This is a genomic window from Maribacter antarcticus DSM 21422 (assembly GCF_000621125.1).
Lineage (GTDB): Bacteria > Bacteroidota > Bacteroidia > Flavobacteriales > Flavobacteriaceae > Maribacter > Maribacter antarcticus.
In genome coordinates, this window is the sequence record NZ_JHZC01000009.1 from 40722 (window position 1) to 55073 (window position 14352).

Annotated in this window: 12 protein-coding genes; 10 read left to right on the forward strand and 2 right to left on the reverse strand. The window is 38.5% G+C overall.

What is annotated here, in order from left to right:
• Window positions 1-342 precede the first annotated feature (342 nt).
• The gene (locus Q360_RS0110185) at window positions 343-3480 is read left to right on the forward strand and encodes a WD40/YVTN/BNR-like repeat-containing protein (RefSeq protein ID WP_027077001.1); all 3138 of its coding nucleotides are present in this window, start codon (window positions 343-345) and stop codon (window positions 3478-3480) included.
• A gap of 62 nt (window positions 3481-3542) precedes the next feature.
• Here Q360_RS0110185 and Q360_RS0110190 read toward each other — a convergent pair whose 3' ends face one another.
• A complete protein-coding gene (locus Q360_RS0110190; RefSeq protein ID WP_027077002.1) occupies window positions 3543-3737 on the reverse strand; it encodes a hypothetical protein in 195 nt (64 codons plus the stop codon).
• A gap of 656 nt (window positions 3738-4393) precedes the next feature.
• Here Q360_RS0110190 and miaB point away from each other — a divergent pair.
• The 9 genes from miaB (at window position 4394) to Q360_RS0110240 (ending at window position 13875) form a co-directional block, all read left to right on the forward strand.
• Window positions 4394-5839 carry a tRNA (N6-isopentenyl adenosine(37)-C2)-methylthiotransferase MiaB gene (gene miaB / locus Q360_RS0110200; RefSeq protein WP_027077003.1) on the forward strand — a complete coding sequence of 482 codons (1446 nt, stop codon included), beginning with the start codon at window positions 4394-4396 and terminating at the stop codon, window positions 5837-5839.
• A 37-nt stretch (window positions 5840-5876) separates the two neighbouring features.
• Window positions 5877-7145 carry a sigma-54 interaction domain-containing protein gene (locus Q360_RS0110205; RefSeq protein ID WP_027077004.1) on the forward strand — a complete coding sequence of 423 codons (1269 nt, stop codon included), beginning with the start codon at window positions 5877-5879 and terminating at the stop codon, window positions 7143-7145.
• A gap of 17 nt (window positions 7146-7162) precedes the next feature.
• The gene (locus Q360_RS0110210; RefSeq protein ID WP_027077005.1) at window positions 7163-7684 is read left to right on the forward strand and encodes an LptE family protein; all 522 of its coding nucleotides are present in this window, start codon (window positions 7163-7165) and stop codon (window positions 7682-7684) included.
• A 34-nt stretch (window positions 7685-7718) separates the two neighbouring features.
• On the forward strand, window positions 7719-8627 hold the full coding sequence (locus tag Q360_RS0110215; RefSeq protein ID WP_027077006.1) for a hypothetical protein: 909 nt from the start codon (window positions 7719-7721) through the stop codon (window positions 8625-8627).
• The gene (gene secG / locus Q360_RS0110220; RefSeq protein WP_027077007.1) at window positions 8624-8983 is read left to right on the forward strand and encodes a preprotein translocase subunit SecG; all 360 of its coding nucleotides are present in this window, start codon (window positions 8624-8626) and stop codon (window positions 8981-8983) included. The genes Q360_RS0110215 and secG overlap by 4 nt, the downstream gene beginning before the upstream one ends.
• A gap of 139 nt (window positions 8984-9122) precedes the next feature.
• Complete coding sequence (locus tag Q360_RS0110225; protein WP_027077008.1) at window positions 9123-9401, forward strand: co-chaperone GroES; 279 nt, start codon at window positions 9123-9125, stop codon at window positions 9399-9401.
• A 133-nt stretch (window positions 9402-9534) separates the two neighbouring features.
• The gene (gene groL / locus Q360_RS0110230; protein WP_027077009.1) at window positions 9535-11169 is read left to right on the forward strand and encodes a chaperonin GroEL; all 1635 of its coding nucleotides are present in this window, start codon (window positions 9535-9537) and stop codon (window positions 11167-11169) included.
• 308 nt (window positions 11170-11477) lie between these two features.
• A complete protein-coding gene (locus Q360_RS25770; RefSeq protein WP_156950078.1) occupies window positions 11478-11633 on the forward strand; it encodes a hypothetical protein in 156 nt (51 codons plus the stop codon).
• A 10-nt stretch (window positions 11634-11643) separates the two neighbouring features.
• On the forward strand, window positions 11644-13875 hold the full coding sequence (locus tag Q360_RS0110240) for a DUF4838 domain-containing protein (protein ID WP_027077010.1): 2232 nt from the start codon (window positions 11644-11646) through the stop codon (window positions 13873-13875).
• A 109-nt stretch (window positions 13876-13984) separates the two neighbouring features.
• Here Q360_RS0110240 and Q360_RS0110245 read toward each other — a convergent pair whose 3' ends face one another.
• Window positions 13985-14344, reverse strand: coding sequence for a heavy-metal-associated domain-containing protein (locus Q360_RS0110245; protein ID WP_027077011.1), 360 nt, complete (start codon window positions 14342-14344; stop codon window positions 13985-13987).
• Between the last annotated feature and the right edge of the window lie 8 nt (window positions 14345-14352).

A 14352-nucleotide genomic window follows, 5' to 3' on the forward strand; every position in this document is an offset into this window, starting at 1 on the left:
ATACAAAACAATCTATTTAGTTGCGTATGTTATTAATAGAAAATAGTTGAGCCTATTCCTTATGTGAAATAAAGAAAATGAAAGAGTGAAATAAAGAAAATGAAAGAGTGAAAGAACTAATAATTGAAGATGACCTCATTTTACAAATAACCATAAATTAATATGTTAAACATACACCACAGCTACTTTTTGTGACACCTTCAGAATTTATCTTAAAAAATGCCATGAAAACCATTGCAAAACATACGTTAAAAAGAAAATAAAAAAATTATTCAGTGATTACTTTCTTCTGATTCCAAAATATTTTTACATTTAAGGAGACTAACTCAAAAAAGCCTAAAAATGTACAAGTTATTCCTAGCACTTCTTACTTCCTTTCTGTTTTTACAACCATGCCAAGATCTTTGGGGGCAGCGAAACAAAAAAATGGTAAGTTATAAGGACTCTACCTATAATGGTATGGAATACCGCTCAATTGGTCCTTTTAGGGGTGGCAGGGCAGGGACCGTATCTGGTGTAGCAAACAATCCTAACTTATATTATATGGGTACAGCTGGCGGAGGGGTCTGGAAGACCAGCGATGCCGGAAACACTTGGGAAAGTATATCGGATAACTTCTTTGGCGGCTCAATTGGTGCGCTTGCAGTATCAGAATCCGATCCAAATATTATATATGTAGGCGAAGGGGAACAAACGCTGCGCGGAAATGTATCTTCTGGAAAAGGATTGTGGAAAAGCTTGGATGCGGGAGAAACTTGGGATTTCATAGGTCTTGAGGATTCAGAACATATTTCCAGAATTAGGATTCACCCAAAGAATCCTGACCTTATCTATGTAGCGGCGATTGGAAATTTATGGAAACCAAATGAGACAAGGGGCGTTTTTCGCTCTAAGGATGGTGGGGAAAATTGGGACAAAATACTGTACGTTAGTGATAAGGCCGGCGCCGGTGATTTGATTATAGATCCAAATAACAGCAGAATACTATACGCAGCTACTTGGGAAATGAAAAGAAATGGATATCGTATGGATAGCGGTGGTGGTGATAGCAAATTATTTAAAAGTACCGATGGTGGGGATACCTGGAAAGACATTTCTTCTCGTACAGGGCTACCTGGTTTTCCATGGGGTATTGTTGGCATAACCGTTTCTCCGGTAGATTCTGACCGTGTATGGGCCCTGATTGAAGCAGAAGATGGAGGACTATTCAGATCAGACGATGCGGGTGTAACTTGGAAAAAAATCAATGAAAACAGAGCTTTACGCCAACGCGCTTGGTATTATACCCGAATCTATGCAGATACCGAAAACAAAGACAAATTGTTTGTCATGAACGTTAGCTATGGTGTTTCTACAGACGGTGGAAAAACATTTATCCTAAAGAATGCACCCCATGGTGATCATCATGATTTGTGGATAGACCCAAACAACAATAACCGAATGATTATTGCAGATGACGGAGGAGCACAAATTTCAAATGATGGAGGAAATAACTGGACCACCTACTACAACCAACCTACGGCACAGTTTTATCGCGTGGCCACTGATAGTATTTTTCCTTATAGAATTTACGGCGCTCAGCAGGATAATACTGCCTTGCGAATAGCACACAGGTCCTCGGGTGACGCTATTACGGAACGGGATTGGGAACCAACCGCTGGGGGAGAAAGTGCGCATTTGGCACCTGATCCAAAAAATAATCAAATTGTATATGGTGGAACTTTTAAAGGATATATGAATAGATTGGATCACAGTACAGGACAAGCAAGGTCTACAAATGTATGGCCAGATAATCCTGCGGGTTCTGGTGCGGAAGTAATGAAATATCGTTTCAACTGGAATTATCCTGTTTCGTTTAGTAGACATAACTCCAATGTACTATATGCTGGGTCAAATCAACTACACATGACAACAGATGAAGGTCAGTCCTGGAAAACAATTTCACCTGATTTGACCAGAGGTCTACCTGAAACCATTGCCTCTTCGGGAGGACCAATCACACAAGACAATACCGGTGCAGAATTTTACTCGAACATATTTGTGATTTCAGAATCCATTCTTGAGAAAGGGGTTATTTGGACAGGAAGCGATGACGGTTTAATACATGTTACTAGAGATAACGGTACCACATGGGAAAATGTCACCCCCCCACTCTCCATGTCTCCAAAATTAAATATGATCAATTCCATAGACCCTAGTCCATTTGATAAAGGAACTGTCTACGTAGCTGCGACGTCCTATAAATTTGGGGATTACACACCCTATTTATATAAAACAGAAAATTATGGTAAAGAATGGACACTGATTACCAATGGAATAAGGGATAATTATTATACCAGGGTTATAAGAACCGATCATGAACGGAAAGGGTTGCTATATGCAGGAACAGAATGGGGAATGTATATTTCCTTTGATGACGGTACATCTTGGAATCCATTTCAATTGAATCTTCCAGTTACAGCCATACGAGATTTACAGGTAAGGGATAACGATTTAATTGTGGCTACACATGGTAGAAGTTTTTGGATTATAGACGATTTAACTCCATTACATCAACTAACAAAAGATATTGTAGCTAATGATTTACACCTGTACAAGCCAGATGCTTCTTATAGAATGCATCAATCCAGTGGTTGGTCAAAACCAAACCTCAAATTAGTAGGGGAAAACCATCCAGACGGGGTTATAATCAACTATTACGTGAAGCGCTTTACAGTAGCAGATACCGTGCAATTAGACATTTTAGAAAAGAACGGTAACCTAGTCCAAAGTTTTTCTACTAGTGCGAAAGAAAATAAATTGAATCCGGCTGCCCCAAAACCCTTAACTGTTACTTCGGGTGGTAATAGAATGGTCTGGAATATGAGATATCCAGGCTTCAAGACTTTTGATGGAATGATTTTTTATTCATCACCCAATATTGGACCCAAAGCTGTTCCAGGAATATACAAAGTTAAACTTACAGTTAATGGGGTTTCCCAAGAACAGGAATTTAAAATCGTAAAAGACCCTAGGTTATCCAATTCCCAAAAGGATTATGACAATCAGTTTGATTTTCTAGTTGCTGTTCGAGATCAAGTTAGTAGGGCCAATGAAGGCATTGTCAAAATAAGAACTATTCAAAAAGATTTAAAGTATCTTAATGAGAAAACTAAGAATAACTCAGAATTTCAGAAGCTGATAGCAGATTATGAAACAGAACTATCAAGTATTGAAAATAATATTCACATGACTAAAAACCAAAGTAGGCAAGACCCGTTAAATTACGGCATACGTATAAATAACAGGCTGGCATTTTTAATGGCAGATTCGCAAAGAGGCGATTACCCTCCTACGCAACAAGCAAAGCAGTTTTTTAATGAGGCTACTCAAGAGTTAAATGAACAAATTTCTTCCCTTGATGTGCTCATTGAAACGCAAACTAAAATCATTAATGAGAAGGTTGCCTTAGAGGATATAAAAATGATATCCGCAGACTAAAGAGCAAAGCTGAAAAGCAAGAGGGGATAGTATATGTTTTTCACCAAAGATACGTGACCTAGTTAGACTGCTTCCTCAAAACCAACCCCATATTTATAGATATAATAGGTAGGTGCATTGGCGAGCATCGCGGTAAAGAAAATTTCAACACAACAAAGAATAATACCAAATTCTGCCAAACCCCCCATGATTATGATGATGATGATGACCAACCAGTTTTTATTCCCTAAAGCAAAACTTGCCTTGTTAATCTCCATGCCCTAAGCTCTTCATTAAAAGCCAAAAAAGAAGGAAATAAAGATACGGATACTATTAAATAAAAATCCCCGTACCACAAGTTAACATCCCCGCAATAGTGAGGTCTAGCATTATCAAAGCCAGATTAAAGACTTTACCCGGGCGAGTTTGTTTAAAAAAGTTAAAATAGGTGTTATTCGTGGCCTTATGGACATTGTTTTGTTCACAAATCTTAAGGAAGGTTGCATTTTTAGGCTAAGCCAAAAGTCATTACCCTAAAAAGGAATACAGGCATTAGTATGAACATCCCTACGACAACCATAACTAAAAGCTCCTCACTACGTAAAAGTTCAGGGTCGTTAATTCCCACAGCAATCATGGGAATGTAAATCAAGATATATAATGGAAATATGACCACAAATGTAAGCAGTCAAACCTTTTAAAAAAGCGCTATGAATACGCTAAAAATAGCACCAAACTCCAATAGAGCTCTTTCCTATATTTTTTGATTAACGGTTTCTAAGTTCATTGCTGGTTATTTTAGGTTGGTATAATCGTAGATTTATAAAATGAAAGCCTAAAGTTACCCTAAATTAAACTGCCAAATTGTCATATTTTTGAATATAGTAGTATCTTTGACTTCCCTTATATTCATAAGTATAATTTGGGTTGATTTATGGAAAAAATAATTGACGAAGTAAAACAAGGTACCGCTTTAACTTTAAACACCACTACCAAAAACAAACGTAAGCTCTATATTGAAAGCTATGGTTGTGCTATGAATTTTGCTGATAGTGAAGTTGTAGCATCCATATTATCCGAAGATGGTTTCAGCACCACACAAGAATTAAACGAAGCAGACTTGATTCTGGTAAACACCTGTTCCATTAGAGACAAAGCGGAACAGACCATACGAAAACGCCTAACCGAATATAATAAAGTAAAAAAAACCAGGCCCCATCTAAAAGTAGGCGTGCTTGGTTGCATGGCAGAACGCTTAAAGGACAAACTGCTGGACGAAGAAAAAATCGTAGATATGGTCGTAGGGCCAGATGCATACAAGGATTTACCAAACCTAATTAAGGAAGTTGATTCCGGGAGGGATGCCGTAAACGTGATTTTGTCCAAAGATGAAACCTATGGAGATATTGCGCCTGTTCGTTTAAATACCAACGGCGTAACTGCATTTGTATCCATTACAAGGGGGTGCGACAACATGTGTACGTTCTGCGTAGTACCTTTTACAAGAGGCAGGGAACGTAGTCGCGACCCACAATCCATATTACAAGAGGTAAACGATTTATGGAATACTGGCTTTAAGGAAATCACCCTTTTAGGACAAAATGTAGACAGCTATCTCTGGTACGGTGGCGGACTTAAAAAAGATTTTGAAAAGGCAAGCGATATGCAAAAGGCAACAGCCGTAGACTTTTCAAAATTATTAGACACGGTAGCTTTGGCACAGCCAAAAATGCGTATCCGGTTTTCCACCTCCAATCCTCAGGATATGACCTTGGATGTAATACACACCATGGCCAAACATAAAAATATTTGCAATCATATTCATTTACCAGTGCAAAGCGGCAGTAACCGCATCCTAAAAGCCATGAACAGGCTACATACCATAGAAGAATATTTTAATCTTATCGATAATATTAGAACAATTATTCCCAACTGTAGTATCTCGCAAGATATCATTGCCGGTTTCCCTACCGAAACCGAGGAAGACCAGGAAGACACCTTAAAAGCTTTAGAATATGTGAAATATGACTTTGGGTATATGTATCTATACTCCGAAAGACCAGGTACCATGGCAGGCAGAAAAATGGATGATGACGTACCCGAAGTGACTAAAAAAAGGAGACTATCGGAAATTATTGCCCTTCAACGAAGCCATTGCAAATACAGAACGGAACTACATTTAGGAACAATACAAGAGGTATTGATAGAAGGACCTTCAAAAAAATCACCTGACGAATGGATGGGAAGAAACGCACAAAGTACCGTAGTAGTTTTCCCAAAGGAACAGTATAAAGCGGGCGATTTTGTTAACGTTAAGATGAACTCCTGCACTTCCGCCACCTTGATTGGAAAAGCAGTAGGATATTCAGACAATAACTAAGCATAACGCACTAAACTATTGACAAGACAACAGTAGCATGGAAGGCATACAAAATACAAAACAACGTTTTGAAATTATAGGGCAAGACCCTAAGTTAAATCGGGCCCTGGAAAAAGCGATGCAAGTTGCCCCAACAGATATCTCTGTGCTAGTTACCGGCGAGAGTGGTGTAGGGAAGGAAGCTATTCCTAAAATTATCCATTCCCTATCACATAGAAAGCATGCAAAATACATTGCGGTCAACTGCGGTGCTATCCCCGAAGGAACCATAGACAGTGAACTTTTTGGTCACGAAAAGGGTGCATTTACTGGAGCTACCCAAACAAGAAGCGGTTATTTTGAAGTAACCGACGGCGGAACTATTTTTTTAGATGAGGTTGGGGAACTTCCACTAACAACGCAGGTACGATTGTTGCGCGTATTGGAAAATGGAGAGTTTTTAAAAGTAGGATCCTCACAGGTGCAGAAAACCGATGTGCGCATTGTCGCGGCAACGAACGTGAATATGTTCGAGGCTATAAAAAAGGAAAGATTCAGGGAAGATCTTTACTATAGATTGAGTACAGTAGAAATTCAGATACCGCCACTACGGGAACGCAAAGAGGATATTCATTTGCTATTTCGAAAATTCGCCTCCGATTTTAGTCAAAAATATAAGATGCCAACTATACGATTAGATGATGCCGGTGCTGCCCTGCTTTTGAAATATAGGTGGCCCGGAAACATACGTCAGCTGAGAAACATAGCGGAACAAATTTCGGTATTAGAAGAAAAAAGAGCCATTTCGGCAACAACCTTACACGGCTATTTACCCAGTAATCCAGGTAGTAATTTACCTGCTGTTATCAAAAACTCAAAATCAGAGAGTGATTTCAGTAGTGAGCGTGAAATTCTGTACAAGGTATTATTCGACATGAAGGGAGACCTCAACGACCTAAAAAAGTTGACGATGGAATTGCTAAAGAACAATGATTCTCAGAAAGTACAAGACGAAAACGAAAACCTTATCCGGAAAATTTATGGCGAGGACGATGCCGATATAGAAACGCAAGACGCAACCGAAATGGAGGTATTACAGTTGCCAGAATCAAAACAGGAAAAATCGCATACGCCAACACCACAAGAAGACAAATATCATTTTGCGGAAGAAATACAGGAAGAAGAGACCTTATCTTTGCATGAAAAAGAAATAGAATTAATCAAGAAATCCTTAGAACGCAACCGAGGAAAAAGAAAAGCAGCAGCAGCCGAACTGGGTATTTCAGAAAGAACATTGTATCGAAAGATTAAGCAATACGACCTGTAGACCTTAGATAAATTAATATGAAAAATATTCCAATTAGTTGTATTTTAGTTTCTTTAATTTTATGTCTAAACGGTTGCGGTGTTTATAATTTTACCGGAGGGAGTGTAGGAACAGCAACTACTTTTCAGGTTAATTATTTTCAGAATTACGCCTCTCAAAGCCCTGGATCTATATTCGAACCCGGTATGGATAGAGATTTCACCTTGGCTTTGCAGGATAGAATTTTAAACCAAACGAGTTTAGATTTGGTGAATAACGGCGATGCAGATTTATTATATGAAGGAGAGATTACAGAATATCGTATTTCCCCAATGTCGGCAACAGCGCAACAGACCGCTGCGCAGAACCGACTATCCATTAGGGTAAAGGTGCGGTTTTACAATAGAACAAAAGAGGATACCGATTTTGACCAAAGTTTTTCTTTCTTCTTTGATTATCCGGCAAACACACAGCTTGCATCAATAAAAAGCGAAGCCCATGAGGAGATTTTTGAACGTTTGACACAAGATATTTTTAACGCCTCGCTGGCAGACTGGTAAATAAAAGTCATAAAATAGAGAAGGCCTAAAAGAAATGAAAGTAACGGACTTTACATATTTCCTAGAACATCCCGCAAAGGTTGCGGACCCTGTGCAGACCAATGAATTGGAAGATATTCTAAAAGAGTACCCCTATTTTCAAGCCGCAAGAGCATTACATTTAAAAGGACTTAAAAACTTACATAGCTACAAATACAACAAAGCACTTAAAACAACTGCTGCCTATACTACCGATCGTGACGTATTATTTGATTTTGTCACCTCCAAAGATTTTCTGGAATACACACCACAAACAGCCACAGAAACTGCAACTGCAACTGCAACTGCAACTGCAACTGCAACTCAAATTACCCCATCAGAAACAATAATCGAAGAAAAACAACCTATTATTGAAGCATCTGATGACAAGCCTTTACCGCAGGACAAAAAGGACGCTGAACAAATTTTGAGTCCAGAGCTGTTCACTACTAAATATCCCAAAAAAAACATATTAAAAGACCTAGCGATTGGAGAGCCCTTAGATTTTGATAAAAAAGAAAAATTCTCGTTTACCGAGTGGCTTCAATTAGCAAACAAAAAGCCAACGAACGAGAAAAAAGAAGTCCTAGAACCTACCAAAAAGCGGAAAGAAAATACCGCTGAACAAAACAGAAGTAAAAAACAAAAATTCGACAGAATAGATAAGTTCATTGCTCAAAACCCCAAGATTGTCCCCAAAACCAATATACCCGTACCAGAAAACGTCGCAAACTCCGGAGTACTAGACAAAAATGAGCTTATGACAGAAACTTTGGCAAGGGTATATCTGGAGCAGAAAAAGTATAAAAATGCCATTCAGGCATACAAAATTTTAAGTTTGAAATATCCAGAAAAAAGTGGTTTCTTTGCAGACCGTATAAAAATGGTAGAGAAAATTCAATCAGAAAATAGAGATTTAAAATGAGTACATTTTCAATATTCTTGATACTTATTATCATAGTTTGCTTTTTACTTATATTAGTAGTCATGGTTCAAAACCCAAAAGGTGGTGGATTATCTTCATCTTTTGGTGGAGGTGGAAGCCAAGTAGTTGGTGGCGTTAAAAAAACAGGGGACTTTTTGGACAGAAGCACATGGACCTTGGCAGGAATACTTGTACTATTAATTCTTGCTTCCAATATAGCCCTCAAAGGAAATTTTGGTGATATAGAATCCAAATTATTACAAGGAGACGACATAGAAATTACAGTTCCTGAGACCTTACCAGACGAAATTACTCCTGAACTAACGCCTGAAGTTATTCCGGTAGACAGTTTATAATTCAATGATTATACAATATTAAAAATGCCAGCTTAATGACAAGCTGGCATTTTTGGTTTATAATATGTCAGTTTTTAGGTAATGGCATAATTTCTGACACCTTAGAATCAACAAAAATCAATTATAAATTATACGAATTATGGCTGAAGTTAACATTAAACCATTGGCAGATAGAGTTCTTATAGAGCCTATGGCAGCAGAAACCAAAACTGCTTCTGGAATATATATTCCAGATACCGCAAAAGAAAAACCACAAAAAGGTAAAATTGTTGCGGTTGGTCCTGGAACCAAAGATGAAAAAGTAACTGTTAAAGTTGGTGATACCGTTCTTTACGGAAAGTACGCAGGTACGGAACTAAAACTAGAGGGTACCGATTACCTTATGATGCGCGAGAGTGATATCCTAGGGATTATATAAGAAGACCTTTTTACTTTTCCCGCTAAGGCGAGAAATTTTTAATCGAACATACAAACTAATTAAATAGATTTCCGTCTTTACTGAAACGAGTTCAGTACAAGCACCGGAACTAAAAATAAAATCATAATTCATTATGGCAAAAGATATTAAATTTGATATAGATGCAAGAGATGGCCTCAAAAGAGGTGTTGATAAATTAGCGAACGCAGTTAAGGTAACATTAGGGCCTAAGGGTCGTAATGTAATTATCAGTAAATCATTTGGAGCTCCACAAGTTACAAAGGATGGTGTAACCGTAGCTAAAGAAATAGAGCTTGCAGACGCTCTGGAAAACATGGGCGCGCAAATGGTAAAGGAAGTTGCTTCCAAAACCAATGATTTGGCAGGTGACGGTACTACTACCGCAACCGTTTTAGCACAGGCTATCGTCAAAGAAGGCTTAAAAAATGTTGCTGCTGGCGCTAATCCAATGGATTTGAAAAGAGGTATAGACAAAGCCGTTGAAGCTATTGTTGCAGATTTAGCAAAACAGACTAAAAAAGTAGGCGATTCCTCCGAAAAAATAAAGCAAGTCGCTTCTATTTCTGCTAATAACGATGAGACAATCGGAGAGCTTATCGCAAAAGCATTTGGAAAAGTTGGCAAAGAAGGCGTAATAACTGTTGAAGAAGCCAAAGGAACGGATACCTATGTAGATGTTGTTGAAGGAATGCAGTTTGACAGAGGATACCTATCGCCCTATTTTGTGACGGATTCTGAAAAAATGGTAGCTCAATTGGAGAATCCATATATCTTGTTATTTGACAAGAAAATATCTTCAATGAAAGATTTACTTCCTGTTTTAGAGCCAGTTGCTCAATCCGGAAAACCATTGTTAATCATTGCAGAAGATGTTGATGGTGAAGCATTGGCTACCTTGGTTGTTAACAAATTAAGAGGATCTCTTAAAATTGCTGCTGTAAAAGCACCAGGATTTGGAGACCGAAGAAAAGCAATGTTAGAAGATATCGCTATCCTAACCGGTGGTACCGTAATTTCTGAAGAAAGAGGGTTCTCTTTAGATAATACGACTATTGAAATGTTGGGTACTTGCGAAAAAGTACAGATAGACAAAGACAATACGACCATAGTAAATGGTGGTGGTGTTGCTAAGGATATCAAAACAAGGGTAAACCAAATTAAATCTCAGATTGAGACAACAACTTCGGATTACGATAAGGAAAAACTTCAAGAACGTTTGGCAAAATTGGCAGGCGGTGTAGCAGTTTTATATGTTGGTGCTGCTTCTGAAGTAGAGATGAAAGAGAAAAAAGATCGTGTAGATGACGCTTTACATTCAACTAGAGCTGCAGTAGAAGAAGGTATCGTTGCAGGTGGTGGTGTCGCCTTGGTGAGAGCCAAAGCTTCCCTAGTCAATGTAGCTACAGAGAATGAGGATGAGGCTACTGGTTTACAGATTGTGGCAAGGGCGATTGAATCACCTTTGAGAACCATTGTGGAGAACGCAGGCGGCGAAGGTTCCGTAGTAGTTGCTAAAATTTTAGAAGGAAAAGGTGATTTTGGATACGATGCAAAATCCGAGACGTATGTTGAAATGTTTAAGGCAGGGATTATCGATCCTAAGAAAGTAACAAGAGTAGCATTGGAAAATGCAGCTTCTGTTGCTGGAATGATCTTAACTACAGAATGTGCTTTAACAGATATTAAAGAAGATTCTCCAGCTGGTCCTCCAATGGGCGGCGGCGGCGGAATGCCCGGCATGATGTAGGTCGACGACACCTTCAGGTAATTTATTAGTTTGTTGGTGTAAATACCTTATTAAAAACCGCTTTTGGAGAATTCCAAAAGCGGTTTTTTTGTACACTGAATTTTTACCCTATCAACATATAGTACTTCGTCAAAACCTGTTGTTTGTGCTTCTTCCCATGTTTTCGGTCTATAATCTTTCCTAAATGAACTGATAATTAGTAACCTTTACTCACTGAATTTTAATTGAAACGCATAAAACGCTTTATATCAGTTTTAACACCTATCAAATTACGGTAGTTTTGATATCCCTTAGAAATCATTACAATAATGACGACTACCACCGTTTCTGTTCATATAGAAATCGAACATGCCATTAAAAATTATATGGGAATCATATTACGGGAAATTGGAAATAACATCAAACACGCAGACAGCCTGCAAGAGATGCTACACAATACATCCTTAAAAACTAATTCCCAATAATCCAGACGCTATGAAATACATGAAAACTATTGGACTTCTGTTATTCGCCTTTTGCTACGCTTCGTGTTCAAGCGATGAGATTGTTCTAACAGAAAATGGGAAATCAACCTATGAAATCGTACACATGGGCACTGATTTTGAGACTGAATACCAAGCTGCACTTACCTTACAGGAATATATTTTTAAAATAAGCGGAGCTGAATTGCCTTTAGTCGATGAGCCTTCTCAAACGATAGAAGTCCCTAAAATTTATGTTGGTAACATCAAAAAAACTGCCCTGCAACAACAAGAAATTAGCATAAAAACAGAAAACAAAAACATCTATATTTCCGGTGGTTCTAGTGACGCACTTACGAATGCTGTATTTGAATTTTTAGAAAATAATCTAGCTTGCAAATGGTATGCTCCCAATGCTACATATATACCGGTATCCGAAACCATTACCTTGCATCCAATTAACTATAACTACACTCCCGATATTGTTACGCGTACGGTACATTCGCGACTATTTTACGAAAATGAGGAATTTGCAAAACAACACAAAGTAACCACGGAGGCATTTCCTTATTATGTGCCAGCGGCAAAAGTGCATACGTTCAATAAATTTATGCCGGAAGAAGTATTCTACAAATCTCATCCAGAGTATTATGCACTGCGAGGGGGAAAAAGATTACCGACACAATTATGTTTGACCAACCCTACCGTGTTGGAAATAGTAAAAGACTCCGTAGCTGTGTTATTTCAAAGAAATCCAGATGCTTCGGTAATTTCTGTGAGTCAGGATGATAACCAACAATACTGTCAATGTGAGCACTGTAACAAAATAGATGCTGAGGAAGGGAGTCCTTCCGGAACCATGATTTATTTCGTAAATAGCGTAGCAGAAGCATTCCCGCAGAAAACAATATCTACTTTAGCGTATCAGCATACACGGAAACCACCTAAAACAAGTCCGCTTGAAAATGTGTTGATTACCTTATGTAGCATCGAATGCGATAGAAGTGCCCCTATTGCTGAAAAATGTACGGATTTTGCTGACGACCTAATGGGATGGAGCAAACTGACTGATAATATTCGAATATGGGATTACACCACCCAGTTCACTAATTTTTTATCCCCTTTCCCCAATTTAAACACCCTTCAGCCCAACATTCAATTATTCAGGGACAACCATGCGAAGTGGGTCTTTGAACAGCACAGTAACAACCCTAGCGAACTGTTTGAGCTTCGGTCCTACATCACCGCCAAACTACTATGGAACCCAGATCAGGATTTTGATGCCCTCGTGACCGAATTCACCCATGGCTATTACCAAGAAGCAGGTCCGTTTGTAAAAGAATATGTAGACCTCATCCATTCCAAATTAAAAGAAGACGGGGATTTTTTCCTGTTTCTCTACGGAGATCCCTCCGAAGCTTTTACCTCCTATTTGAATCCTGAACTACTTCAAGAGTATATGTCAATATTCAACGCAGCAGAAGAAGCGGTAGCAGAAAAACCAGAAGTGCTAAAACGAGTAAAAATGGCAAGAATAGGAATCGATTTTGCTGTTTTGGAAGCCAGCAGAAAAAATAGCACCCCCACCTACAGTTTAACTAAGACCAATGAAAACGGCGCCCAAATAACCAATCCTACCGTAGCACTTCTTTTGGATAATTTCACCAATACTGCCAAAGACAACAACATCACCCTTATGAACGAAATGGGATTCACGGTAAGTGAATATGGTGCTAACTTCATATCTGCGTTAGAAACGGCGAAAAGAACCAATAAAGCCAAAGGAAAAAATGTAGTTTCGATTACCTCGCCCAAAAAGTACGCAGACGAAAACCCTATGGTATTGACCGATGGCGCCTTGGGCGGAAGTAATTTTTACGCCAATTGGCTCGGATATGAAGGTAACAATATGGAGGTGATAGTTGATTTAGGCGAAACACAGTCCATCAGCACCATATCCATGGCCTTCTTGCAAGTGACCAATCACGTTGTATTTTTTCCTACTAGTGTAACCTATTATGGATCTAGGGACAACAAGATCTTTACTTCTCTAGGAACCGTCACTAATCCTAACCCACTCATAAAAACCAGTAAGGTAAACGACATCTATTATTTTGACTTAGCTCTAAATCCTAAAAAGTACCAGTACATTAAAGTACTGGCAAAAAACACCGAGACACCTTACTGGCATCATGCTGCCGGACTACCTTCTTGGATTTTTGCTGATGAGATTATTGTTGATTAAACAACGTAGACCATTGTTTTCTAAAGGATAAAACAAAAAACCGTTCTTGGAAATCCAAGAACGGTTTTAATTTATACTACCTACTCTGATGTAAAATAGTATTATTCAGTTAATAGTGTTTGCCACTATCATCCGTATTATCCTCCCGGTACTTACAACAAGGATGCACACTATCATACGCTTCTTCTGTTGCTTTGAGTTCTTTGGTGTCATGACCAACAGCAACTAAGGCAGTTTTAACCTTCATAGGGTCTGTTTTACGTTCATCTATAATCAAGGAAAGTTGGTGCGAGGGAATATCCCAAAGGGCATATTTGACCCCTTTTACGCCCAATGCTGCTTTTTCTATGCGTGTTTTACACATATCACATTTTCCATCCACCTCCATGGTCATTTTTTTATTCTTTTCCTGAGCAAAGGTTATGCCGGTCAATAAGGCCATTACTAATGTCAATACTACTTTTTTCATAATTCTAT

Coding starts and splice junctions, on each gene's coding strand:
- Q360_RS0110185 (WP_027077001.1), top strand. CDS start 343: ATGTACAAGTTATTCCTAGCACTTCTTACTTCCTTTCTGTTTTTACAA.
- Q360_RS0110190 (WP_027077002.1), bottom strand. CDS start 3,737: ATGGAGATTAACAAGGCAAGTTTTGCTTTAGGGAATAAAAACTGGTTG.
- miaB (WP_027077003.1), top strand. CDS start 4,394: ATGGAAAAAATAATTGACGAAGTAAAACAAGGTACCGCTTTAACTTTA.
- Q360_RS0110205 (WP_027077004.1), top strand. CDS start 5,877: ATGGAAGGCATACAAAATACAAAACAACGTTTTGAAATTATAGGGCAA.
- Q360_RS0110210 (WP_027077005.1), top strand. CDS start 7,163: ATGAAAAATATTCCAATTAGTTGTATTTTAGTTTCTTTAATTTTATGT.
- Q360_RS0110215 (WP_027077006.1), top strand. CDS start 7,719: ATGAAAGTAACGGACTTTACATATTTCCTAGAACATCCCGCAAAGGTT.
- secG (WP_027077007.1), top strand. CDS start 8,624: ATGAGTACATTTTCAATATTCTTGATACTTATTATCATAGTTTGCTTT.
- Q360_RS0110225 (WP_027077008.1), top strand. CDS start 9,123: ATGGCTGAAGTTAACATTAAACCATTGGCAGATAGAGTTCTTATAGAG.
- groL (WP_027077009.1), top strand. CDS start 9,535: ATGGCAAAAGATATTAAATTTGATATAGATGCAAGAGATGGCCTCAAA.
- Q360_RS25770 (WP_156950078.1), top strand. CDS start 11,478: ATGACGACTACCACCGTTTCTGTTCATATAGAAATCGAACATGCCATT.
- Q360_RS0110240 (WP_027077010.1), top strand. CDS start 11,644: ATGAAATACATGAAAACTATTGGACTTCTGTTATTCGCCTTTTGCTAC.
- Q360_RS0110245 (WP_027077011.1), bottom strand. CDS start 14,344: ATGAAAAAAGTAGTATTGACATTAGTAATGGCCTTATTGACCGGCATA.